Origin of the sequence: Burkholderia anthina, assembly GCF_902498995.1 — a bacterium.
Lineage (GTDB): Bacteria > Pseudomonadota > Gammaproteobacteria > Burkholderiales > Burkholderiaceae > Burkholderia > Burkholderia anthina.
On record NZ_CABVLY010000001.1, the window covers coordinates 476,837 to 499,693 of the forward strand.

Genomic DNA, 22,857 nt, shown 5'->3' on the forward strand with positions numbered 1-22,857 from the left:
GCCGACGCAGCGCCCTTCGTATGCCGGGCGGCCGCTTGCGCGGCGCGCCCGTCCCGGCGGCGGCCGTCCGGCCGCCGCACTCAGTCGGCCGCGGCCGGCACGAGCACCTCGCGGCTGCCGTTGATGCCCATCGGCGACACGAGTCCGGCTGCTTCCATCTGCTCGACGAGACGCGCGGCGCGGTTGTAGCCGATGCGCAACTGCCGCTGCACCGACGAAATCGACGCGCGCCGCGTGCGCACGACGAACGCGACGGCTTCGTCGTACAGCGGATCGGCTTCCGCATCCGGCGCTTCGCCGAACAGGTCCTGCGCCGCGCCATCGGTGGCCGGGCCGTCCAGAATCCCTTCTTCGTACTGCGGCTCGCCGAACTGCTTCAGGTACTCGACGACCCGGTGCACTTCCTCGTCGGCGACGAACGCGCCGTGCACGCGCTGCGGATAGCCGGTGCCCGGCGGCAGGAACAGCATGTCGCCCTGGCCGAGCAGCGATTCGGCGCCCATCTGGTCGAGAATCGTGCGCGAATCGATCTTCGACGATACCTGGAACGCGACGCGCGTCGGGATGTTCGCCTTGATCAGGCCCGTGATCACGTCGACGGACGGACGCTGGGTCGCGAGGATCAGATGGATGCCGGCCGCGCGCGCCTTCTGCGCGAGGCGCGCGATCAGCTCCTCGATCTTCTTGCCGGCGACCATCATCAGGTCGGCCAGTTCGTCGATCACCACGACGATCAGCGGCAGCGTCGACAGCGGTTCCGGATCGTCCGGCGTCAGCGAGAAAGGGTTGCCGATCTTCTTTTCCTTCGCCTGCGCGTCGCGGATCTTCTGGTTGAAACCCGCGAGGTTGCGCACGCCGACGGCCGACATCAGCCGGTAGCGCTTCTCCATTTCGCCGACGCACCAGTTCAGTGCGTTCGCCGCCAGCTTCATGTCGGTGACGACCGGCGCGAGCAGGTGCGGGATCCCTTCATAGACCGACAGCTCGAGCATCTTCGGGTCGATCATGATAAGCCGCACGTCCTCGGGCGTCGCCTTGTACAGCAGCGACAGGATCATCGCGTTGATCGCGACCGACTTGCCCGAACCCGTCGTACCCGCGACCAGCATGTGCGGCGCCTTCGCGAGATCGGTGACGACCGGGTGACCGGTGATGTCCTTGCCCATCGCGATCGTCAGTTGCGACGTCGAGTGCTGGTACTGGCGCGATTCGAGGATCTCCGACAGGCGGATCATCTGGCGTTTCGCATTCGGCAGTTCGAGGCCCATGCAGGTCTTGCCGGGGATCGTCTCGACGACGCGGATCGACGTGAGGCCGAGGCCGCGCGACAGATCCTTCATCAGGCCGACGATCTGGCTGCCGCGCACGCCGAGCGCGGGCTCGATCTCGAAGCGCGTGATCACCGGGCCGGCCGATGCGCCGACGACCGTCACCGGCACCTTGAATTCCTGCAGCCGCTGCTCGATCACCTGGCCCGTCTGCGCGAGGTGCTCTTCGGAGATCGTCTGGACGTCGTCCGATGCGGGCTCGAGCAGGTCGAGCGTCGGCAGTTCGACGTTGAACGACGCGGGCGCGTGGAATTCGAACGCATTCGGCCGCGGCGGGCGGGCAGGCGGGGCCGACGCGTCGGCGGCCGGGGTGGCCGGTTCTGCCGCTGCGGCGTCGGCCGCCGGCGGCAGGCTCGCATCGGCGATCGTTGCGGCTGCAAGCGGTGCGGCAGTGACGACCGATGCGGCGATGCCTGCCGGGGCGGGCGTGGCGCCGGAGCCGGACATGGACCAGCTCGCCGGCGTTGCAGCAGGGGCGGGCGGCGTGGTGTACGACTGCGCCGGGGCCGAGGGTGCCGGCGCGATCGACGGTGCGGGCGCTGCGACGCCGAAGGTTGCGCTCGGTGCGAGGGCAACCGGCAATACCGACACCGCCGAGGTGACGGGCGACGGCGAGAGTGCCGGCGCAGCGGTTGCGGCAACGGACGCCAGCGTGCCGGCCGTCGTGACAGGCGTGGTGCTGAACGCGGCGGGCGTAGCGGCCGCGGTCGTGCCGGTCGTGGCCGGTGCGCCGGACGATGGGGGCGTCGCGATTGCAGCGGCAGGCGGAGTCGTGGTTGCAGGCTGTGTCGCTTCGGTCGGCACGGCTGCCGCGTTGATCGAGGGCGCATCGATTGCGCGGGTCCACGATGCCGTCGAACCGGTGGCCGATGCGGTGGATGTCGCGGCAAGCGTCGCGCCCGACGATGCGGACGGCATTGCGGTTGCCGCGGGTGTCGGGATGCTTGCGACCGGTTGCGATGCGGTTGCGCTGAATGACGTGTCGATCGATGCGGACGGCGCGGGCGTTGAAGGCTGCGCCGCGGACACGCCGGCGGTGTTTGCCGCAGGCGTCGGGGCAGGCGCGGCTGCTGCCGCCGGTGCAGGCGAGCGCGTAACCGAGTCGGATACCGGGCCGGCAGCGGCGCCGATCGTCGACGATGCTGCCGGCCCGATGGCCGACGCAGCAGACGACACGCGATGGCCGGAACCATCCACGGTGCTCGTCGCGCCAACCAGCGCCGACGGCGCAACCGATGCGACGGCCGATGCCGGTGCGGCCGGTTGCGACGGCGAACCCGATGCCGCGTTGGTCACGTCGCCAAACGAAGGCGCGATAGCGGCAGGCGTGCGGTTCGGCGTGATGGCCTGTGCGGGCGTAGCCGGAACGGGTGCGACGACGGGTGACGATGTGCTGGCGGTCGAGGCGGTCGAGGAAGTCGGCGCAGCAGCGAAGGGGCGGGCCGACAACGGGCTCGACCACGGCGCAGAGGTCGCGGCGTTAGCCGAGGCAGGTTCGGCGACCGCGGAAGTCGACGGTGCGGGCGCGGCGCTCATTGCCGGCGTCGTGGGGCGTTGCGTGCTCGTGGACAGCGGGACAGCGTCCGCGACGCGCTCTGCAACGTTTTTCACGGCCGCTTCATTCTTCCAGACGGTTCCCGTCACGGTGTGGGCCGGTGCCGTGCTCGACGCGGCGAGGGCGGTCGCGGCCGCCGCAACGGGCATCGCGTCGGCAAGCGTGCGCGCCGGTGTTTCCGCAACAGGCGCAACAGGGAGAGGAGAGGGCGTCGCGACTTGCTCGGCGGCCTTCGCACCGTTCACGCCATTCACGCCGTCACGCGGGTTGTGTGCCGAATCGGCCGATACGACGGTATCGGCAGAGCGCGCGGGCTGCGATTCGAACGGGGCGCCGATGCCGGTGGTGATCGCTGCTTCGTTCGCATCGAAGTTGCGAGCCGTGTCGCTTGCGGCGGATGTGACGGCGATCGAAGCCTGGCCGGCCGCGACCGGTTCACCGCCAACCGCCGGCGAAGCGGCAATCGGGCTCTTCTGCGGCGCATCGATAGCGGCAAACGGCGGGCTGACGCTGTCTTCCCACGGCGCAACGTCGATGGGGGCATGGAATGCCGGCGCGACAGGCGCATCCGCGACATGTCGACTCTCGTCGTTCGCGTGGCGCGCCGGCGTTTCGGGGGCGACACGGAGATCCGACGCCTCGGGTTGCGCGGTGTCGCCGGACACCATGGCATCCGGCGCGGCAGCATGCACGTGCGCGCTCGGCTCGGCGGGCATGAACGCGTCGAGCACTATCGGTGCGTCGTCGTATGCCGGCACAGGCTCGTGTTCGTCCAGGCGACCCGTGTCGCGCGGCGCGATCTGCGGTGCTACCGGAACGAACCCGCCCGGCACCGCGGTCGATGCCGGCGCGGCGCCGCTGCTTGCCGCTGCGATCGCTCCGGCTGCAGTCGCGGCGGTTGCCGTCGTGTTCAGTCCATTCGTCGAGCGGGTGTTATCCAGCGTCGCCCATTGCGCGGTGCTTGCCTCGATCGAGCGCAGCGTGTCATGAACGCTCGGCGACGGCGTGACCGGCTCCGCCGGCTGTTGCACCCACGTGTAGAGCGGCGCGCGTGCGGGCGTCGGCGGCGCGGGGCGGCGTCGCGCCGCATCGGCCGGCTGGCCGGCCGCGCCCATTCCCGTCGCCGGGCGTGCAGGCGTGCGCGGCGGCGTCGCGCTGACAGGCCGCGGCGTGACCGAAGTACGGGGCGCTGCCGGCTGTTTCAGCGCGGCGGCCGCAGGCCGGACGGCGGTTGGCCGCGGTCGTACCGGTTCGAACCCGGCCGGAAGCGGTGCGGGATCCGGGCGCGGCACTTGTGCGTTCGCCGCGGCGCGCGCGAGGCTCGCGGTGCTGCCGGTCGTCGGCGGCGGCAGCGGGCTGGTCGCGGTCGGCACGGGCGGCGTCGGCACGCGATTGGCCGGCGTCGGCTTCAGCCAGCCGGACGGCGCGACGGGTTCCGCGAGCGGACGCGGCGCTGCGTTGCTGCGCGGCTTCGGCCGGGCTTGCGGATCGGGTTTCCACAGCGTCGGGCGCGAATACCGGCCGTTCTGCCGGGGCGCCATCGAATTGACCGTGTGCGCGGTGGTCGGCTGCACGATGTCGTCGTCGCGGTGCAGTGCGTTGCGCGGCAGGTCGGCGACGCCGCGCGCGTCGTCGTCGTCGACCTCGCGCGCGAGCTTGACGCCGAACGACGTGTCGACCCACGCAGCGAACTGCCGCCAGCCGATGCCGGTCAGCCAGGGCAGCCCCGCGAGCAGCAGCACGACCATCGCGACCGGTGTGCCGATCGGGCCGAGCACGTGCGCGAAGCCGGTCGAGAACGCGTGGCCGAACCCGTTCGTGTCGGGGCCCGACAGCGGGCTCGTCAGCGTGCAGCTTGCGACGAACACGGCCGCGAAGCCGAGCCACAGGCGAATCGAGCCGCGGCCGGCGAGTCCGCCGCCACCGGGCAGCATCGCCTGAACGAGACGCCAGAAGAGAAGAAGGAACCAGACGGCGGAGATGCCGAACCAGCCGAAGACAACCGTATGCATGCTGTGATGAAACAGGAAGAGGGCGGGGAGCGCGGTGCGCGACCCGCCGAGTTTAACCGGCCGGCGAACAGGACTCTAAGTAAGGCAGCAGCGACGCGCGGATGCGCGTTTCGGCCGCGGGACGCATGCGTCCGGTATCCGCGCGCGGCAAAGGCGGCCGGTCGGCCTTTGCCCGCGCGTTGCTATCAGGGGCTCCGGCGCGTGAAGGTCAGCGTTGCACCGGCTTCGGTCACGATCTGCAACTGCTGCGGGTCGCGCATCTGCACGCCGGTCTTCTGGACGTGCGCGAGCGCGTCGAGGTACGCGTGTTCGAGTTCGCCGCCGAGCGTGTTCGGGCATGCCATGCGCGTGCCGGCGAGCGGGCCGAAGTTCAGCAGGCCGTTCTTCAGCGCGTAGGTTCCCATATAGCGATTGCAGCCCGAAAAGCCGCTTGCTTGCCGGATGCCCGATTGGGCGGACAGCGCGAGCTTGATCGGCTCGCCGTTGTCGCCGTGCGGAATCGTGCGCGGCGTGCCGTCGGCGTTCAGCCAGCTCGTGAGCTCCCAGCTCGTGTCGTCGAGCAGTTGCACGGCAGCGGGGTTGTACGGGTCGGGTGCGGGGGCGGCGGAATCGGGGTGGGTCGGCATCGCGCAGGCGGCGAGAAGCGTGGCAAGCGTCAACGCGCAGAGCGGCGCGCGCAACGGGCGAAGCAGGCCGGTGCGTGCGCGTGCGGCTGCGGACAGGTGGGACATGAGCCTCGTTCCTCATCGGATTCTGATCAAGGCGTAAGAGTAACGCACCCGCCCCGCGCGAGGCGAGCCGACACTTCATACGTGAAAACGTTCGCATCCCGCCCGCGAGCCTCGCGCGGCGTGGCGGCCGCGCGACGAAACCGCCCAAACCGGCGCGGATGCGCGTGTTAACATCGAAGCCGTTTTCGTCCTTCAACAGAACCAGCGGGAAATCACATGCAGATCGGTCAGCGGCTCGGTACGCCGCTTTCTCCGTCGGCCACGCGCGTCATGCTGCTCGGCGCCGGCGAGCTCGGCAAGGAAGTCATCATCGCGTTGCAGCGGCTCGGTGTCGAAGTCGTTGCGGTCGACCGCTACCCGGACGCGCCGGGCCATCAGGTCGCGCATCGCGCGCACGTGATCGACATGACGGACGCCGCCGCGCTGCGCGCGATCGTCGAGGCGGAGCGTCCGCACCTGATCGTGCCGGAGATCGAGGCGATCGCGACCGACGCGCTCGCGGCGATCGAGGCGGCCGGTCTTGCCGAGGTGATCCCGACCGCGCGTGCGACGCAGCTCACGATGAACCGCGAAGGCATCCGCCGGCTCGCGGCCGAGGAGCTCGGGCTGGCGACGTCGCCGTATGCGTTCGCGGAGTCGTTCGACGCGTTCAGCGCCGCCGTCGCGAAGATCGGCATGCCGTGCGTCGTGAAGCCGGTGATGTCGTCGTCGGGCAAGGGGCAGTCGGTCGTGCGGACCGAAGCCGACATCCAGCCCGCGTGGGACTACGCGATGGCCGGCGGCCGCGTGAACCACGGCCGCGTGATCGTCGAGGGCTTCATCGATTTCGAGTACGAGATCACGCAACTGACCGTGCGCGCGATCGATCCGGCGACGCTCGAGACGCGCACCTACTTCTGCGAGCCGGTCGGCCACGTGCAGGTGGCGGGCGACTACGTCGAATCGTGGCAGCCGCAGCCAATGAGCGCGGCCGCGCTGGAAAAGTCGCGCGAGATCGCGCACAAGGTGACCGAGGCGCTCGGCGGGCGCGGGATGTTCGGCGTCGAGCTGTTCGTGCGCGGCGACGAAGTCTGGTTCTCCGAGGTGAGCCCGCGGCCGCACGACACCGGACTCGTCACGCTCGCGTCGCAGCGCCAGTCGGAGTTCGAACTGCACGCGCGCGCGATTCTCGGGCTACCGGTCGATCCGACGCTCGGCTCGCCGGCCGCGTCGGCGGTGATCTACGGCGGGCTCGACGAGCGCGGCATTGCGTTCGAAGGCGTGCGCGACGCGCTGGCGGTGCCGGGCGCCGACCTGCGCCTGTTCGGCAAGCCGGAGAGCTTCGCGAAGCGGCGCATGGGCGTCGCGCTCGCGACCGGCGCGAACGTCGACGAAGCCCGCGAACGCGCGAAGCGCGCGGCGGCGGCCGTGCGGCCCGTGTCGACGCGCTGACCGGCAAAACCAGGAGAAAGCGATGGCGTCGACGCGGTTGCATATCGGAACGATTCGAAGGATCGGCAGACTGGGTGCCGCACTGGCGCTCGTCGCGAGCCTCGCGGGTTGCGGTCTCGCGGCCGCGCCGTGCCGGGTCGCATCGGCCGGGCTGAAGATCGTGCCGCTCGTCGGCCATGTCGCGGCCGCACCGACCGACGCGTGCGCCGACGTCATCGATCCCTGAGCGAAGTCCTGTCGAAGAACCATCGACGAGTAACCAACGATAACCGCGCGCCCCGCGAGGGCGCGTTTCCACCCGTCTCGTGAAAGGACCTGCATGATTCGCCAAACCTTCGCCGCGCTCGCGCTGGCCGGCACCGCCGTTTCCGTCGCGCATGCCGCGCAACTGACCGTCGAGGAAATCGACGCCGATTCGCGCCAGATTGCCGTGTACCAGTGCGCGAACCAGAAGCAGCCGGTGCGTGTGTCGTACTGGCACGCGGGCAACGCCCAGAGCTTCGCGCTGGTGCCGGTCAACGGCCAGCAACTGCTGTTCGTCGACACCGTGTCGGCGTCGGGCGTGCGCTACCAGGCCGGGCGCTATACGTGGTGGACGAAGGGCAAGGAAGGGACGCTGCGCGACGAGATCGCGGATCCGAAGTCGCCGCCGCTGCTCGGCGACTGCGTGCAGGTCGAGAAGAAAAAGAAGAAGGGCTGATCGCCGCGCGCGATCGGACGCGTATGCGGATGCACGGGAAGCGGTGCGCCGGCCGGTTCGACGTTGAGTCGTAGGGCGGGGCGGAGCGACGCTCCGGCGCGCCCGCAGCCCGCAGCCTGGCCGATCAACTGAAATGGCCGGGATTCGACCCCGAATTTCGCCAACCGGCCGATCGGGATAGCCCGATCGCCGCTCGCATCGACCCGCGCCCGGCCTGCCGGCGTACGCCGTGAGCCGCCACCGGGGCCGTTCGCGGCGTTGTCACGGACAGATGGCCGCGCAGTGCTACAATACGGCCCTTTCCGCCGGCATTCGCGCCGAACGGAGTCCGCACGGCCTTGTGGGAGCCGAGGTTCGAATTGAACCGGTTCCGAGCGCCAGAGCGGCGCCGCGCGGCGCGCCGCGGCTCCGTCTACTTCCGAAATGTGATGAGCGCAGGCCCGGCCGGCCTGACGCACGATGTCCCCGCCGCGCCTTTTGAGCGAAACGCCACCATGTCCGATTCTGTCGCCAAGCCCGTCGACGCAACCTTCGATCAATTCGGCCTTGCCGCCGATATCCTGAAAGCCATTGCGGAGCAGGGCTATACGACGCCGACGCCGATCCAGGCGCAGGCCATTCCGGTCGTGCTCGCCGGCCGCGACGTCATGGGCGCCGCGCAAACGGGTACCGGCAAGACCGCGAGTTTCTCGCTGCCGATCATCCAGCGGCTGCTGCCGCAGGCCAATACGAGCGCGTCTCCGGCGCGCCACCCGGTGCGGGCGCTGATCCTCACGCCGACCCGCGAACTCGCCGACCAGGTCGCCGCGAACGTGCACGCGTATGCGAAGCACACGCCGCTGCGCAGCGCGGTGGTGTTCGGCGGCGTCGACATGAACCCGCAGATGGCCGAACTGCGCCGCGGCGTCGAGATCCTGATCGCGACGCCGGGCCGCCTGCTCGACCACGTGCAGCAAAAGACGGCGAATCTCGGCCAGGTCCAGATCCTCGTGCTCGACGAAGCCGACCGGATGCTCGACATGGGCTTCCTGCCCGACCTGCAGCGCATCCTGAACCTGCTGCCGAAGGACCGCCAGACGCTGCTGTTCTCGGCCACGTTCTCGGGCGAAATCAAGAAGCTCGCCTCGACCTACCTGCGCAACCCGCAGACGATCGAGGTCGCGCGCAGCAACTCGACCAACGCGAACGTCACGCAGATCGTCTACGACGTCGCCGAAGGCGACAAGCAGGCGGCCGTCGTGCAACTGATGCGCGAGCGCGGGCTCAAGCAGGTGATCGTGTTCTGCAACAGCAAGATCGGCGCGAGCCGGCTCGCCCGCAACCTCGAACGCGACGGCGTGGTCGCGTCGGCGATCCACGGCGACAAGACGCAGATCGAGCGGATGCAGGCGCTCGACGCGTTCAAGCGCGGCGAGATCGAGGCGCTGGTCGCAACCGACGTGGCCGCGCGTGGCCTCGACATCGCCGAACTGCCGGCCGTGATCAACTTCGACCTGCCGTTCAGCGCGGAAGACTACGTGCACCGGATCGGCCGCACGGGCCGTGCGGGGGCGACGGGCGATGCGCTGTCGCTGTGCAGCCCGAACGAGCGCAAGCAGCTCGCCGATATCGAAAAGCTGATCAAGCGTCCGCTCGACGTGCAAACGCTCGCGCTGACCAAGCCGGCGCGTCATCGTCAGGACGAACGCGGCGGTGAGCGCGGTGAACGTGGCGAGCGCGGCGGCGAACGCGGCGGCCGCCGCGAGCGTGAAGAGCATCGCGGTGCGTCGGGCCGTCGCCCGGGCGGTTCCGAGCGCGGCCATCACCGCCGCCATGAGCCGCCGGTCGACGATTTCTTCCTGAAACCGTACGAACCGTCGGCGTCGGCGAAGCAGCCGGAAGACGCGCAGTCCGAGCAACAGCCGGAGAAAAAGGGGCCGAAGCGTCAGGTCGCCGCACTGCTCGGCGGGTTCGGGATGCCGCGCAAACCGTCGGCATAAGCAGCGGGAATACGCGGTGGGGCGGCGCGCGAGTGCCGCCGAGGAAACGGGTGCATGCGATGAGCATGTGCCCGTTTTTCATTGGGCGAGACGATTTGAAGGGGACTGTGATTGCCGGCAGCGACGATTTCGACGTGTTGCGGCGCCGTCGTCATCGAGCGCGGCGTTCCGGCTCCGTCACGCTTTCATGCGACCGGATTCGGCACCGAGGCGGCTGCCGCAAACCGAACCGGTGCCCGGCGAGCCGCTCAACCGGCCCGCAGCCCGAAGCGGCGCGCCCACGCGCCGGTGGCGGCCGCATGGAACGCATCCAGCGTATGGCCCGATAGATCGCCATCGGCCGTTAGGCCGAGATGCGCGGCGGCGGCCCGGAGCGCCGGCAGCGGATCGTCGCGCTCGAGCGCGCTCGCACCCGTTTGCTTGCTGAGCTTTTCGCCGTTGGCGTCGACGACGACGGGAACGTGCAGGTAGTCGGGTGTCGGCACGCCGAGACAGCGTTGCAGATAGATCTGGCGTGCGGTCGAATCGAGCAGGTCGGCACCGCGCACGACGTGCGTGATGCCCGCGTCGGCGTCGTCGACCACGACCGCGAGCTGATAGGCCCACTGGCCGTCCGCGCGCTTCAGCACGAAATCGCCGACTTCGGTGGCAAGGTTCTGCGATTGCATGTGCTGCCAGCGGTCGTCGAATGTGACGATGGCGTCGGCGCCGTCCGGCACGCGCAGCCGCCACGCACGCGCGGGTTTGCCGTGCAGGCCGGTGCGGCAGGTGCCCGGATAGGCGAGCGTCGTGTGACGCTCGTGCGCCGCGCGCAGCGAATCGGCGATTTCCTTGCGCGTGCAGCCGCACGGATACACGCGCCCCGCGGCGACGAGCTGCTCGAGCGCGGCCGCGTAGCGCGCATCGCGCGTGTTTTGCCACACGGGCGGCTCGTCGGGTGTCATGCCGAAATGCGCGAGCGTCGCGAGGATGTCGTCGGCGGCGCCCGGCACCGTGCGCGGGCCGTCGATGTCCTCGATGCGCACGAGCCACGTGCCGCCGTGTGCGCGCGCATCGAGCCAGCTCGCGAGTGCGCCGACCAGCGAGCCGAAATGCAGCGGGCCGGTGGGCGACGGCGCGAAGCGGCCGCGGTAGCCGTTCATCGGGGCGCGGGGCGGCGCGCGCTTACGCGGCGCTGGCCGCCTGCGCGCAGGCCGGGCACGACTTGCCGGGCACGTAGCTCGGCGATTGCTGCGCTTCCGGCGTGACGACCGCGCGGCACGCGAAGCACGTGACGTTCTCGGTCGGCTGAAGTTGCGGGTTCAGCGCGGTGCGGTAGTCGAACACGAAGCAGTCGCCGTGATAGTGCGCGCCGCCGACTTCCTCGAAATACTTGAGGATCCCGCCTTCGAGCTGGTACACGTTCTCGATGCCGATTTCCTTCATGTGGATCGCGGCCTTCTCGCAGCGGATGCCGCCGGTGCAGAACGACACGACCGTCTTGCCCTCGAGGTCGGCGCGGTTCGCGTCGATCACTTCCGGGAACTCGCTGAACTTGTCGATCCGGTAGTCGAGCGCGTCGTCGAACGTGCCGACGTCGATCTCGAACGCGTTGCGCGTGTCGAGCATCACGACCGGGCGGCCCGCATCGTCGTGGCCGCGGTCGAGCCACGCCTTCAGCGTGCGCGCGTCGACCGACGGCGCGCGGCCGAGCTCGGGCTTGATCGCCGGCTTCTTCATCGTGATGATCTCGCGCTTCAGGCGCACGAGCATCCGGCGAAACGGCTGCGAGTCGGACAGGCTTTCCTTGAACTGCAGCGTCGCGAACTTGCCTTCGAACAGCGGATCGTGGCGGAGGTAGTCGATGAACGCGTCGGCCGCTTCGCGCGGGCCGGCGATGAACAGGTTGATGCCTTCCGGCGCGAGCAGGATCGTGCCGCGCAGGCCGAGTTCGTTGCAGCGGGCGGTGACGAGCGGACGCCATTGCTCGGTCGCGTCGAGCGACACGAAGTGGTAGGCGGCGAGGTTGACGATGGTCATGATGGTCCGACGGGAAAACGGCCGCGGCCGTGCGGCGGGCGCACGGCGGCCCCGCAAAAAAGGGTGCGAAGCCGGGGCGAAGATTCGAAAACCCGTATTATCCCGCAAACCGGGCATGCACCGGCACCCGGCCGTTCGGCCGACGTCGCGCGCATCGGCCGAACGGCCGGGCAGGGGGATTTTTTGGGCAGCCTGCGCGACGACGCGGCTACAATAACGCCCATGTCAGATCCCCGCTTCGTCCATCTTCGCGTTCACTCCGAATTCTCGATTGCCGACGGCATCGTGCGTCTCGACGACATCGTCAAGGCGGCGGCCGCAGACGGCCAGGGCGCGCTCGCCCTCACCGATCTCGGCAACGCATTCGGCCTCGTCCGTTTCTACCAGGAAGCCCGCGACAAGGGCATCAAGCCCATCGCCGGCTGCGACGTCTGGATCGCCAATCCGGACGATCGCGACAAACCGTCGCGCCTGCTGCTGCTGGTGAAGGACAAGGTCGGCTACCTGAACCTGTGCGAGCTGCTGTCGAAGGCGTGGCTCACGAACCAGTACCGCGGCCGCGCGGAGCTCGACGCGAGCTGGCTCGAAGGCGAGCTGTCGCAAGGGTTGCTCGCGCTGTCGGGCGCGCAGCAGGGCGACATCGGGCTCGCGTTCGCCGCCGGTAACGAAGAGGCGGCGCGACGTCATGCCGAGCGCTGGGCGAAGGTGTTCCCGGGCGGCTTCTACATCGAGCTGCAGCGTTACGGCCAGCCGGGCGCCGAGGCGTATATCCAGCAGGCCGCGACGCTCGCCGCGTCGCTGAAGCTGCCGGTCGTCGCGACGCATCCGACGCAATTCATGACCGACGATGATTTCACCGCGCACGAAGCGCGTGTGTGCATCTCGGAAGGCGACATGCTCGCGAACCCGCGGCGCCAGAAGCGCTTCACGACCGATCAGTATTTCCGCACGCAGGACGACATGGTCGCGCTGTTCGCCGACCTGCCGTCGGCGGTCGCGAACACGGTCGAGGTCGCGAAGCGCTGCAACCTGAAGCTCGAGCTCGGCAAGCCGAAGCTGCCGCTGTTCCCGACGCCGGACGGCATGTCGCTCGACGATTACCTGGTCCAGCTGTCGAAGGAGGGGCTCGAGAAGCGCCTCGAACAGCTGTATCCGGACGCCGCCGAGCGCGATGCGCAGCGCGACACGTACTACAAGCGGCTCGAATTCGAGTGCGGGACCATCACGAAGATGGGCTTCCCGGGCTACTTCCTGATCGTTGCCGACTTCATCAACTGGGCCAAGAACAACGGCGTGCCGGTCGGCCCGGGCCGGGGCTCGGGCGCCGGTTCGCTGGTCGCGTACGCGCTCGGCATTACCGATCTGGACCCGCTGCGCTACAACCTGCTGTTCGAGCGATTCCTGAATCCGGAACGCGTGTCGATGCCCGACTTCGACATCGACTTCTGCCAGCACGGCCGCGATCGCGTGATCCAGTACGTGAAGGAGAAATACGGCGCGGACGCCGTGTCGCAGATCGCCACCTTCGGCACGATGGCCGCGAAGGCGGCCGTGCGCGACATCGGCCGCGTGCTCGATCTCGGCTACATGTTCACCGATGGCATCGCGAAGCTGATCCCGTTCAAGCCGGGCAAGCACGTGACGATCGCCGACGCGATGAAGGAGGAGCCGCAACTGCAGGAGCGCTACGACCACGAGGACGAAGTGCACCAGCTGATCGACCTCGCGCAGCGCGTCGAGGGCCTGACGCGTAACGTCGGGATGCACGCGGGCGGCGTGCTGATCGCGCCCGGCAAGCTGACCGATTTCTGCCCGCTGTACACGCAGGGCGACGACGGCGGCGTCGTCAGCCAGTACGACAAGGACGACGTCGAAGCCGTCGGCCTCGTGAAGTTCGACTTTCTGGGTCTGACGACCCTGACGATCCTCGACTGGGCCGAGCGCTACATTCGCCGCCTCGATGCGTCGAAGGCCGACTGGTCGCTCGCGCAGGTGCCGCTCGACGATCCTGCGTCGTTCCAGATCCTGAAGAAGGCCAACACGGTCGCCGTGTTCCAGCTGGAAAGCCGCGGGATGCAGGGCATGCTGAAGGATGCGCAGCCCGACCGCTTCGAGGACATCATCGCGCTCGTGTCGTTGTACCGTCCGGGCCCGATGGACCTGATCCCGAGCTTCTGCGCACGGAAGCACGGGCGCGAGAAGGTCGACTATCCGGATCCGCGCGTCGAACCCGTCCTGAAAGAGACCTACGGCATCATGGTCTATCAGGAGCAGGTGATGCAGATGGCGCAGATCATCGGCGGCTACTCGCTCGGCGGCGCCGACTTGCTGCGTCGCGCGATGGGCAAGAAAAAGCCCGAGGAGATGGCCAAGCACCGCGAGATCTTCGCCGAGGGTGCGGCGAAGAACGGCCTCACGCGCGAGAAGTCCGACGAGATCTTCGACTTGATGGAGAAGTTCGCGGGCTACGGCTTCAACAAGTCGCACGCGGCAGCCTATGCGCTGCTCGCGTATTACACCGCGTGGCTGAAGGCGCACCATCCGGCCGAATTCATGGCGGCCAACATGACGCTCGCGATGGACGACACCGACAAGGTGAAGATCCTGTTCGACGACTGTGTCGTGAACAACCTCGCCGTGCTGCCGCCGGACATCAACCAGTCGCATTACCGGTTCGAGCCTGTCGCCGAAGCCGACGGCAAGCGCTCGCGCACGATCCGCTACGGCCTCGGCGCGGTGAAGGGCAGCGGCCAGAACGCGATCGAGGAAATCCTGCGCGCGCGCGAGGAAAAGCCGTTCACCGACCTGTTCGACTTCTGCGAACGGATCGACCGGCGCGTCGTCAACCGCCGCACGGTCGAGGCGCTGATCCGCGCCGGTGCGTTCGATTCGCTGAACGCGAATCGCGCGCAGTTGCTCGCGTCGGTGCCGCTCGCGATGGAAGCCGCCGAGCAGGCCGCGGCCAACGCGATGCAGGCCGGCCTGTTCGACATGGGCGCCGAGTCGCCGCACGCGCATGCGCTCGTCGATGAACCCGCGTGGGACGACAAGAAGCGTTTGCAGGAAGAGAAGGGCGCGCTCGGCTTCTACCTGTCCGGCCACCTGTTCGACGCGTATCGCGACGAAGTGCGCCGGTTCGTGCGGCAGAAGGTCGGCGACCTGAAGGAAGGGCGCGACAAGCTCGTCGCGGGCATCATCGCGTCGCTGCGCACGCAGATGACCCAGCGCGGCAAGATGCTGATCGCGTTGCTCGACGACGGGTCGGGCCAGTGCGAGATCACGATCTTCAACGAGCAGTTCGAGGCGAACAAGGCGCTGTTCAAGGAAGACGAACTGCTGATCGTGCAGGGTCAGGCGCGCAACGATGCGTTCACGGGCGGCATCCGTTTTACGACCGACACGGTGATGGATCTCGAACGCGCACGCAGCCGCTATGCGCAGGCGGTGCGGCTGACGATGAACGGCAATGCCGATGCGGCGGCGCTGCGCCGCGTGCTGGAGCCGCACGTGTCGAAGGACGATCCGGCGGCCGCGAACGTGGTCGAGGCGCCCGCGCCGCGTGGCGGCGGACGCGACGGTGGCCGTCGCCCGCAGGCGCCGCTGCCGAACGGGCTCGCGGTCCAGGTCCACTACAGCAACGCGCGCGCGCAGGGCGAAATGCGGCTCGGCGACGCGTGGCGCGTGAAGCCGAGCGACACGCTGCTCGCGGAACTGCGCGCGACGTTCGACGGCAGCATCGTCGAAATCACGTACTAGGCGCTCCCCCGCCGGACGGCTGTCGCACTGCGCGGCCCGTCGCATCGCCATCGTGCGGTGCGACGGGCCGTTTTCATGTGTGCGGGTTTTGTGCGGGTGCTTGGGGCCGTCATCCGGACGCTATGCAATCCGTCGCGCGCCGCCCGCGGTCCATCTCGTGGCCGGACCGAGCGGCGGCATGCCGGCGGTGCGTCACGCCATTGCCGGTTGCCGGGCTGGCGGCTGCGGCGAGCCTGCTCGATGCGCTGCGCCGGCCGCCGCAAAATCCTGTACATTGCGAGCCTTGTCCAGCCAGCTAGACGGATCGATTGCCGTGGCCCTGTTTTCTTCCGCCCGCCCGCCCAGAACCATCCTCGTTGCCGCACCGCGCCGTATCGGCGACGTGCTGCTGACGACGCCGCTCGTGCGTTCGCTGAAGGCGCGCTGGCCCGACGCGCAGATCGACATGCTGGTGTTTCGCGGCACCGAGGGCGTGCTGGAGCACAACCCCGATGTGCGGCGCGTGATCGTCGTCGCGCAGCGCGCGGGGTTCGGCGAGCGGCTGCGCGATGCGATGTCGATGTGGCGCCGCTACGATCTCGCGTGCGCGGCGCTGAGTTCCGACCGTCCGCGCTTCTACAGTTGGTTCGCCGGCCGCAAGCGCGTCGGCCTCGTCGATCCGAATCGCGTCACGTGGCTCACGCGGATGATGCTCGACGGGATCGCGATCAATCACCACGAATCCGCCCATACGGTCGTCAGCACACTGGCGCTCGCGCCCGTGATCGGCATCGAACCGGTGTCGGAGGTCGTCGCGCCGGGCATCGGCGACGATCCCGCGCGGCGCGCGCGCTTCGACGCGTGGCTCGCGGAGTCGCCGGCGATCCGCGACGGCAAGCCGCTCGTCGTGCTGCATCCGTATCCGATGTTCCGCTACAAGCAATGGCGGCTCGAAGGCTGGGTCGAGATGATCGAATGGTTGCGCGCGCAAGGGTTCGCGATCGCGCTGTCGGGCGGCCCGGCCGATCGCGAGCGCGAGTACGCGGAGCAGGTCGCGGCGATGGCGGGCGGCGACGTGCTGAACCTGGTCGGCCGCCTCACGTTCGGCGAAAGCGCGGAGCTCGTGCGGCGCGCGAAGCTGTTCATCGGGCCCGATACGGGCGCGACGCACGTCGCGGCCGCAACCGGCACCGACACGATCGCGCTGTTCGGTCCGTCCGATCCGGTGCGCTGGGGGCCGTGGCCGCAGCATTGGCCGGCGACCGAGAATCCGTGGTCGCTGCGCGGCTCGGGGCGGCACGGCAACGTGTGGCTGCTGCAGGGAGAAGGCGACTGCGTGCCGTGCCGGCACGAGGGCTGCGAGCGTCATGTCGAGAGCCGCAGCGACTGTCTCGTCAATCTCGGTACGCAGCGCGTGAAGGCCGCGGCCGCCGAGCTGCTCGGGCTGAATCCGCCCGGCGCGGCCGACACGGTCGTCGACACGTCGCGGCTGCACCGCGCGCGACCGGACTGACGCGCGCGCGAGTCGCGGTTTCCTGATTTGAAAAAGGAAAGTGACGCCGGGGCGTGACGCGTCGAAGGCGCGTACCCGTTCGTCCGATCACGGCGCGGGTGCTCCGCCACTGAAGCTGCTTCGGCGGCAGACAGGAGGCAACCGCGCGTACCGCTTACCGCCCGCTGCCTGTCCGCGCGTCGCGTTGCGCGGACGCGTTACGCGCTGCGCCGGATCGCCGACGTCTCGCGCGGGAGCGCTTCGCCGCGCTCGCCGCAGCCGAGCAGGATGCCCGCGAGCAGCACCAGCAGGTGCCCTTCGGCGAAATCGAGCAGCAGCGAATTCGCGAGACTGCCGATCGCGAAGATCGCGAGCCAGCCGAGCAGCAGATGCCGCGAGCGCGGATCGAGCGCGAGGCTGCCGCGCGCGATCTGCACGATCAGGTTCACGAACAGCAGCACGCCGAGCGTGCCGAGCTGCACGGCCATCAGCATGTATTCGTTATGCGGATTCGACGTGAGCTGGCCTTCCGCCGCCGTCTTGCCCGCCGCGAGCTTCTGGAACTCGAACTCGAGGCCGCCCGCACCATAGCCGAGCGCGGGGCGCGCGCGATACAGCTCGAGCCCCTTCTTGTACCACTCGAGACGCAGCCCGGTGGACGTGGCCGCATCGGTCTGCCGATACTGCTGCACTTCTGACACGACCTTCACGAGCCGGCCGTTGTGTACCGTGCACGCGGCCGCGACGAGTGCGGCGCCGGCCAGCACCAGCGCGCCGGCGGCGAGCCCTGCGCGCAGCGCGGACTGGCGGCGCAGCAGCAGCACGAAACGCACGGCGACGACGAGGATCAGCAGCAGCGCGATGACCTGCCCGGTGCGGCCTTGCAGCATCACGAACACGTTGATCAGCGACCACGCGGCGACGCCGGCATACGCGGCACGCGACAGCGCGGTGCGGGCCGACAGCGCGAGGTCGGCCGCCTGGTAGAACAGCAGCGCGCCGAACATGCCGCCCGCGATGTGGTTCTTGAACACCCATGCACGCGACAGCGGCAGCTCGGTCGCATGCGCGGGCCCGATCGCGGTCAGTCCGAGATAGTTGGTGGTCGACAGCAACAGGATCACGCACAGCGTACCGAACCAGCAGCGCCGCACGATCGGCGCCCAGTTCGAATGGCGGAATGCGAGAACGGCAAACGGCACCAGCAGCAGCTTGTCGTACTTGGCGACCCAGTTCCATGCTTTCGGGTGCGGGGCGACCGTGTACGCGACGCTCGCGGCCAGCGCCGCGAGGATCAGCAGCGCCGCGAGCGACACCGGTTCGGTGACGAACGTGCGCAGGTTGCGCCAGAATTCGGGGGAAATCACGAGCGCGACCGCGAACAGTGCGCAGAACACGTTGGTCAGCGCGGTCGAGACGGGCACCATGCAGAGCGCGATGACGGCGAAGGTGCGGGCCGCGGTCAGGCGCCGCGTGGCGTGAGACGAAAACGAAAGCATCGGGACCTGTCGAATGGACGAATACGGCATGCGGGCACCGTGCTGCGCGCCGCGCGCCCCGACGGCACCCGGGGCGAAGCGCGCAGTATACGCGAAGCAGCGTGCGTTTCCGCGCCGTTTCCGGGGCCCGATCAGCCGAATGCGCGCTTGATCCGCGAGCGCAGCAGCGCGCGCTTGAGCCGCCCTTCGACGGCCGGGGTATCGAGCGCGATGCGCGAGCCGGCCGGCTCGCCGCGATGCAGGTAATAGCGGTCGAACGTGGCCTGCGTCATGCCCCATTTGTTGAGGAACTGGCGGCGGCCGTCGTTCTTGACGATCTTGCCCGTGCTCTTCTGCTGGAAGTGGTAGACGAGGCTGTCGCCCACGCCGAGAAAGATCCGGCAGCCGGCATCCCAGCATTTCATCGAGAAGTCGTTGTCGCTGCTCATCCCGGGCGACAGCTCGCTGCTGTAGCCGCCGATGCGGTTCCACCAGTCGCGATGCACGAGCGTCGGCGGCCAGGTCGAGCCGAGCCAGTCCGCGCGCGCAAGCTTCGGCGTGGCCGCGACGAGGCCCGCCGCGTCGAACTGTTCGGCATCGCGGCCGAAATTGCTGACGACGACGCACGGGTTGCGCGTGTCGACCGGCTCGACCATCGTGCCGGACAGCATGAAGAGGTCGGTCGGCATCTGCTCGATGCGCCGCACGAGCGCCGCGTCCCAGCCGGGGCAGCAGTACATGTCGTCGTTCATGTAGACGACGTAGTCGCGCGTCGCGCGCGCGGCGGCCAGGTTCACCGCGTGACAGATGCCGATGTTGGCCGGCGAAGCGGTGTGCTCGATGCCTTCGTGGCGCACCCAGTCGAGCGTGCCGTCCGAGCCGTCGTTCACGTGCACGATGATCTGGTGATCGTACGCGGAATGGCGGCGCAGGCTGTCGACGACGAGCTTGAGGTACGGCAGGTTGTTCCAGGTCGGGATGATGATGGAGAACATGGCGGTCGAATTCGGTGGTCGTCGTGTCGGCGGCGCGTGGCGCGCCGCCGCGGGCGGGCGCGGATGGCGCGCCGGGCAGCCCGGCATTGTAACGCCGGGCCGGCCGCATGCCGGCGGCATCAGGGCAAGGGCAGCGCGGGGCGCGTTCAGCGGGCCGGTTCGTGGCCGAGCTTCAGGAACCGGTAGTAGACGGTCTCCGCGTTGAACACGGCGATCATGAAGCCCGCGCGGCCGTCGAGAAACCCGCGCCGCAGCACGTAGGTCCGCACGAACGCCCACGCACCGCGCGCGAGCGCCTTGCCGAAGCCGCCGCGCTGGCCGGCCGCGCGGCGCTGACGCGCGCCGGCCGTCGAATACGCATCGAGCTTGCGCACGACCGTTTCGAAATCCTCGTACGAATAGTGCATCAGCTTGCCGGATAGCCGTTGCGCGGGCGTATCGAACACGAGGCGTTCGTGCACCAGATCGTCGGAGAAGCGGGCCGTGCCACGCCGGAACAGGCGCGGGATCCAGTCCGGATACCAGCCGCTGTGGTGGATCCACTGGCCGCAGAAGCTCGACAGCCGGTCGACCGCGTAGACCTGCGCGGCCGGCGCGCGGATCGCGTCGCGGATCGATTGCGCGAGCGCTGGGCTGACCACCTCGTCGGTGTCGAGCGACAGGATCCAGTCGGTGTCGAGCGCGTCGAGCGCGCGGTTCTTCTGCGGGCCGAAGCCCGGCCAGTCGCGCTCCACGATCACGCGGGCGCCGTGCGCGCGGGCGATCGCGACGGTATCGTCGGTGCTGCCGCCGTCGATCACGACGACGTCGTCGGCGAAGGCCAGCGCATCGAGGCACTGCGCGAGCCGCGCGGCCGCGTTGAGGGCGATGAGGGCGACGCCGAGAGTGGGTTCTGCCATGAAAATCGTCGAAAAGGCGGAGAAAACGGTGAGCGGCAGTATACCCGCGCGCCGGCTGGCGGCCGCTTCGGCGGCGGCCGCGCCGGCGCAGGCGGTACGGCTATAATGTTGGGCCTTTTTCGGCACCCGCCGGACGGGGGCGAACCCCCGGACAGTCATGTTCCGGGCGCCGCGTCGCGGCTCAGGAAGGATTGCCTTGGAAACCCAGAACACTCTTCGCAAACCGATGGACGGCACGAGTACGTCGCCGGTCACGGTCCTCAAGCGCCTGTGGCCGTACATCCGGCCGCTCATCGGCATCGTGGTGCTCGCCGTGGTGACGATGGGCGTCGTCGCGGCCACGGAAGCCGGGATTCCGGCGCTGCTCAAGCCGCTGCTCGACCACGGTTTCGGCTCGCACGGCAGCGACCGCGCGAAATGGTACGTGCCGATCGCGGTGATCGGCCTCGCGCTCGTGCGCGGCGTATCGCAGTACGCGTCGAACTACCTGCTCAACTACGTTTCGAACCGCATCCTGCTGCAGCTGCGGCTCGAGATGTTCCAGCGGATGCTCCACACGGGCGCGTCGTTCTTCCAGCGCGAAACCGCGAGCACCGTGATCAACGCGATCGTGTTCGAGGTCAACCAGATCCTGTCGGTGCTGACCGGCGTGATGGTCACGCTCGTGCGCGACTCGCTGACGGTGGTGTTCCTGCTCGGCTACCTGTTCTACCTGAACTGGCGGCTCACGCTGATCGTCGCGGTGATCCTGCCGGGTATCGGCTGGCTCGTCAGCAAGATCAACCGCCGCCTGCGGCGCCTGAACCGCGAGCACCAGACGCTGACCAACGAGCTGTCGTACATCGTCGAGGAGACGGTCGGCGGCTACAAGGTCGTCAAGGTGCACAACGGCGAAGCATACGAGATGGACCGTTTCACGGCGATGAGCAAGCGCCTGCGCGGCTACGCGATGCGCATGACGATCTCGGGCGGGCTCGCGCAGCCGCTGACGCAGTTCCTCGCGTCGATCGCGCTCGCGGTCGTGATCACGATCGCGGTCATGCAGTCGAGCAACGACCAGACGACGGTCGGCGGTTTCGTCGCGTTCGTCACGTCGATGCTGCTCGTGATTTCGCCGCTCAAGCACCTGATCGACGTGAACCAGCCGCTGCAGCGCGGGATGACGGCCGCCGAGCTGATCTTCGGGCTGATCGACGAGCCGGCCGAGCCGCAGGGCGGCGGCCGTGCATTGCCGCACGCGCGCGGCGAGATCGAATTCCGCGACGTGACGTTCGATTACGGCGCGGCCGAGCGGCCGACGCTCGACCGCATTTCGTTCAAGGTCGCGCCGGGCGAGATGATCGCGCTCGCGGGGCCGTCCGGCAGCGGCAAGACGACGCTCGTGAACCTGCTGCCGCGCTTTTTCGACCCGACGGGCGGCGCGATCCTCGTCGACGGCGTGCCGGTGGCCGACTACGACATCCACGCGCTGCGCGGCCAGATGGCGATGGTCAGCCAGGACGTCGTGCTGTTCAACGACACGATCGCCGCGAACGTCGCGTACGGGCAGACGCCCGACCGCGCGCGCGTGCAGGCGGCGCTCGAGGCCGCGAACCTCGCCGACGCGGTCGCCGCGATGCCCGACGGGCTCGACACGCTGGTCGGCGGCAACGGGATGCGTCTGTCGGGCGGCCAGCGGCAGCGGCTCGCCATTGCGCGCGCGATCTACAAGGACGCGCCGATCCTGATCCTCGACGAGGCGACCTCGGCGCTCGATTCGGAATCGGAGCGCCACGTGCAGGCGGCGCTCGAACGGTTGATGGAAGGCCGCACGACGCTCGTGATCGCGCACCGGCTGTCGACCATCGAGCGTGCCGACCGTATCCTCGTGCTCGAGGCCGGCAAGATCGTCGAGGAAGGCAGCCACGACGAACTGCTGCGCCACGGCGGGCTGTACGCGCACCTGCACCGGATCCAGTACCAGCAGCAGGCCGCGTGACGTCGGTTCACGCGTGTGTGCTAGTCTTCATCGGGCAGGTGCAGTCGTTTCTGGTTCGACGTGACAATTCGGAGGGACGGACAATGAAGAAAATGCACGGAATGATGCTGGCCGCACTGGTCGCTGCGGGTTTCGCAGCGCCGGTCGCGATGGCGCAGGATCACGGCAACTACAACAAGCACGACAATCACGGCGGCCCCGGCATGCAGCGCGGCCATGGCCCGCAGCACATGCCGCCCGGCCAGGCGATGCATCGCGACGACGTCCCGCAGCGCTGGGCCGACCAGCCGCACCGCGACTGGCACAAGGGCGACCGGCTCCCCAACGAATTCCGCGATCGCCAGTACGTGGTCGACGACTGGCGCGGCTACCACCTGAGCGCGCCGCCGCGCGGCTATCAATGGGTCGGTGTCGGCGGCGACTATCTGCTCGTGCAGATCGGCTCGGGCATCGTGTTGCGGGTCGGCCCGTAACGCGTCGTTCGATCCTTCATCCGGCGGCCGGGCGTGTGTCCCGGCCGTCGCG

15 protein-coding genes are annotated in these 22,857 nt (G+C 69.0%); 8 read left to right on the plus strand and 7 right to left on the minus strand.

What is annotated here, in order from left to right:
• Nucleotides 1-80: 80 nt before the first annotated feature.
• Together BME24068_RS02305 and BME24068_RS02310 are read right to left on the minus strand one after the other, a co-directional pair.
• A complete protein-coding gene (locus BME24068_RS02305; protein WP_174925037.1) occupies nt 81-4,895 on the minus strand; it encodes a DNA translocase FtsK in 4,815 nt (1,604 codons plus the stop codon).
• 185 nt (nt 4,896-5,080) lie between these two features.
• Nucleotides 5,081-5,626 carry an META domain-containing protein gene (locus BME24068_RS02310; RefSeq protein ID WP_174925038.1) on the minus strand — a complete coding sequence of 182 codons (546 nt, stop codon included), beginning with the start codon at nt 5,624-5,626 and terminating at the stop codon, nt 5,081-5,083.
• Nucleotides 5,627-5,842: 216 nt separating this feature from the next.
• Between BME24068_RS02310 and purT the strand changes: the two genes are divergently transcribed.
• The 4 genes from purT to BME24068_RS02330 all read left to right on the plus strand — a co-directional run bounded on the left by purT (nt 5,843) and on the right by BME24068_RS02330 (nt 9,736).
• Entirely contained in the window at nt 5,843-7,057 is a 1,215-nt protein-coding gene (purT, locus tag BME24068_RS02315) for a formate-dependent phosphoribosylglycinamide formyltransferase (protein ID WP_174925039.1), read from the plus strand.
• Nucleotides 7,058-7,079: 22 nt separating this feature from the next.
• Complete coding sequence (locus BME24068_RS02320) at nt 7,080-7,283, plus strand: DUF6726 family protein (protein ID WP_096507683.1); 204 nt, start codon at nt 7,080-7,082, stop codon at nt 7,281-7,283.
• Between the two features lie 93 nt (nt 7,284-7,376).
• On the plus strand, nt 7,377-7,757 hold the full coding sequence (locus BME24068_RS02325) for an MliC family protein (protein ID WP_096507682.1): 381 nt from the start codon (nt 7,377-7,379) through the stop codon (nt 7,755-7,757).
• Between the two features lie 494 nt (nt 7,758-8,251).
• A complete protein-coding gene (locus BME24068_RS02330) occupies nt 8,252-9,736 on the plus strand; it encodes a DEAD/DEAH box helicase (RefSeq protein ID WP_478209911.1) in 1,485 nt (494 codons plus the stop codon).
• A 248-nt stretch (nt 9,737-9,984) separates the two neighbouring features.
• Here BME24068_RS02330 and gluQRS read toward each other — a convergent pair whose 3' ends face one another.
• The gene (gluQRS, locus tag BME24068_RS02335; protein ID WP_174925040.1) at nt 9,985-10,878 is read right to left on the minus strand and encodes a tRNA glutamyl-Q(34) synthetase GluQRS; all 894 of its coding nucleotides are present in this window, start codon (nt 10,876-10,878) and stop codon (nt 9,985-9,987) included.
• 22 nt (nt 10,879-10,900) lie between these two features.
• Nucleotides 10,901-11,755, minus strand: coding sequence for a sulfurtransferase (locus BME24068_RS02340; RefSeq protein ID WP_096507679.1), 855 nt, complete (start codon nt 11,753-11,755; stop codon nt 10,901-10,903).
• 222 nt (nt 11,756-11,977) lie between these two features.
• Between BME24068_RS02340 and dnaE the strand changes: the two genes are divergently transcribed.
• The gene (gene dnaE, locus BME24068_RS02345) at nt 11,978-15,511 is read left to right on the plus strand and encodes a DNA polymerase III subunit alpha (protein WP_096507678.1); all 3,534 of its coding nucleotides are present in this window, start codon (nt 11,978-11,980) and stop codon (nt 15,509-15,511) included.
• Between the two features lie 313 nt (nt 15,512-15,824).
• On the plus strand, nt 15,825-17,003 hold the full coding sequence (locus BME24068_RS02350) for a glycosyltransferase family 9 protein (RefSeq protein ID WP_096507677.1): 1,179 nt from the start codon (nt 15,825-15,827) through the stop codon (nt 17,001-17,003).
• 197 nt (nt 17,004-17,200) lie between these two features.
• On the opposite strand, the gene BME24068_RS02355 is transcribed toward BME24068_RS02350, so the two are convergent.
• The 3 genes from BME24068_RS02355 to BME24068_RS02365 all read right to left on the minus strand — a co-directional run bounded on the left by BME24068_RS02355 (nt 17,201) and on the right by BME24068_RS02365 (nt 20,354).
• Nucleotides 17,201-18,481, minus strand: coding sequence for an O-antigen ligase family protein (locus BME24068_RS02355; RefSeq protein ID WP_096507676.1), 1,281 nt, complete (start codon nt 18,479-18,481; stop codon nt 17,201-17,203).
• A gap of 131 nt (nt 18,482-18,612) precedes the next feature.
• Nucleotides 18,613-19,455: a glycosyltransferase family 2 protein gene (locus BME24068_RS02360; protein ID WP_096507675.1), complete on the minus strand. Its 843-nt coding sequence runs from the start codon at nt 19,453-19,455 to the stop codon at nt 18,613-18,615.
• A 146-nt stretch (nt 19,456-19,601) separates the two neighbouring features.
• On the minus strand, nt 19,602-20,354 hold the full coding sequence (locus BME24068_RS02365) for a glycosyltransferase family 2 protein (protein WP_096507674.1): 753 nt from the start codon (nt 20,352-20,354) through the stop codon (nt 19,602-19,604).
• 226 nt (nt 20,355-20,580) lie between these two features.
• On the opposite strand from BME24068_RS02365, the gene msbA reads away from it, so the two are divergent.
• Both msbA and BME24068_RS02375 read left to right on the plus strand, forming a co-directional pair.
• Nucleotides 20,581-22,332: a lipid A export permease/ATP-binding protein MsbA gene (gene msbA / locus BME24068_RS02370; RefSeq protein WP_239007767.1), complete on the plus strand. Its 1,752-nt coding sequence runs from the start codon at nt 20,581-20,583 to the stop codon at nt 22,330-22,332.
• A gap of 83 nt (nt 22,333-22,415) precedes the next feature.
• A complete protein-coding gene (locus BME24068_RS02375; RefSeq protein ID WP_096507672.1) occupies nt 22,416-22,805 on the plus strand; it encodes an RcnB family protein in 390 nt (129 codons plus the stop codon).
• Nucleotides 22,806-22,857: the final 52 nt, after the last annotated feature.

Bases quoted from the DNA above. Each gene is read 5' to 3' on its own strand.
- gluQRS (WP_174925040.1), bottom strand. From the start codon at position 10,878: ATGAACGGCTACCGCGGCCGCTTCGCGCCGTCGCCCACCGGCCCGCTG.
- dnaE (WP_096507678.1), top strand. From the start codon at position 11,978: ATGTCAGATCCCCGCTTCGTCCATCTTCGCGTTCACTCCGAATTCTCG.
- purT (WP_174925039.1), top strand. From the start codon at position 5,843: ATGCAGATCGGTCAGCGGCTCGGTACGCCGCTTTCTCCGTCGGCCACG.
- BME24068_RS02355 (WP_096507676.1), bottom strand. From the start codon at position 18,481: ATGCTTTCGTTTTCGTCTCACGCCACGCGGCGCCTGACCGCGGCCCGC.
- BME24068_RS02375 (WP_096507672.1), top strand. From the start codon at position 22,416: ATGAAGAAAATGCACGGAATGATGCTGGCCGCACTGGTCGCTGCGGGT.
- BME24068_RS02320 (WP_096507683.1), top strand. From the start codon at position 7,080: ATGGCGTCGACGCGGTTGCATATCGGAACGATTCGAAGGATCGGCAGA.
- BME24068_RS02360 (WP_096507675.1), bottom strand. From the start codon at position 19,455: ATGTTCTCCATCATCATCCCGACCTGGAACAACCTGCCGTACCTCAAG.
- BME24068_RS02310 (WP_174925038.1), bottom strand. From the start codon at position 5,626: ATGTCCCACCTGTCCGCAGCCGCACGCGCACGCACCGGCCTGCTTCGC.
- BME24068_RS02325 (WP_096507682.1), top strand. From the start codon at position 7,377: ATGATTCGCCAAACCTTCGCCGCGCTCGCGCTGGCCGGCACCGCCGTT.
- msbA (WP_239007767.1), top strand. From the start codon at position 20,581: ATGGACGGCACGAGTACGTCGCCGGTCACGGTCCTCAAGCGCCTGTGG.
- BME24068_RS02365 (WP_096507674.1), bottom strand. From the start codon at position 20,354: ATGGCAGAACCCACTCTCGGCGTCGCCCTCATCGCCCTCAACGCGGCC.
- BME24068_RS02305 (WP_174925037.1), bottom strand. From the start codon at position 4,895: ATGCATACGGTTGTCTTCGGCTGGTTCGGCATCTCCGCCGTCTGGTTC.
- BME24068_RS02330 (WP_478209911.1), top strand. From the start codon at position 8,252: ATGTCCGATTCTGTCGCCAAGCCCGTCGACGCAACCTTCGATCAATTC.
- BME24068_RS02340 (WP_096507679.1), bottom strand. From the start codon at position 11,755: ATGACCATCGTCAACCTCGCCGCCTACCACTTCGTGTCGCTCGACGCG.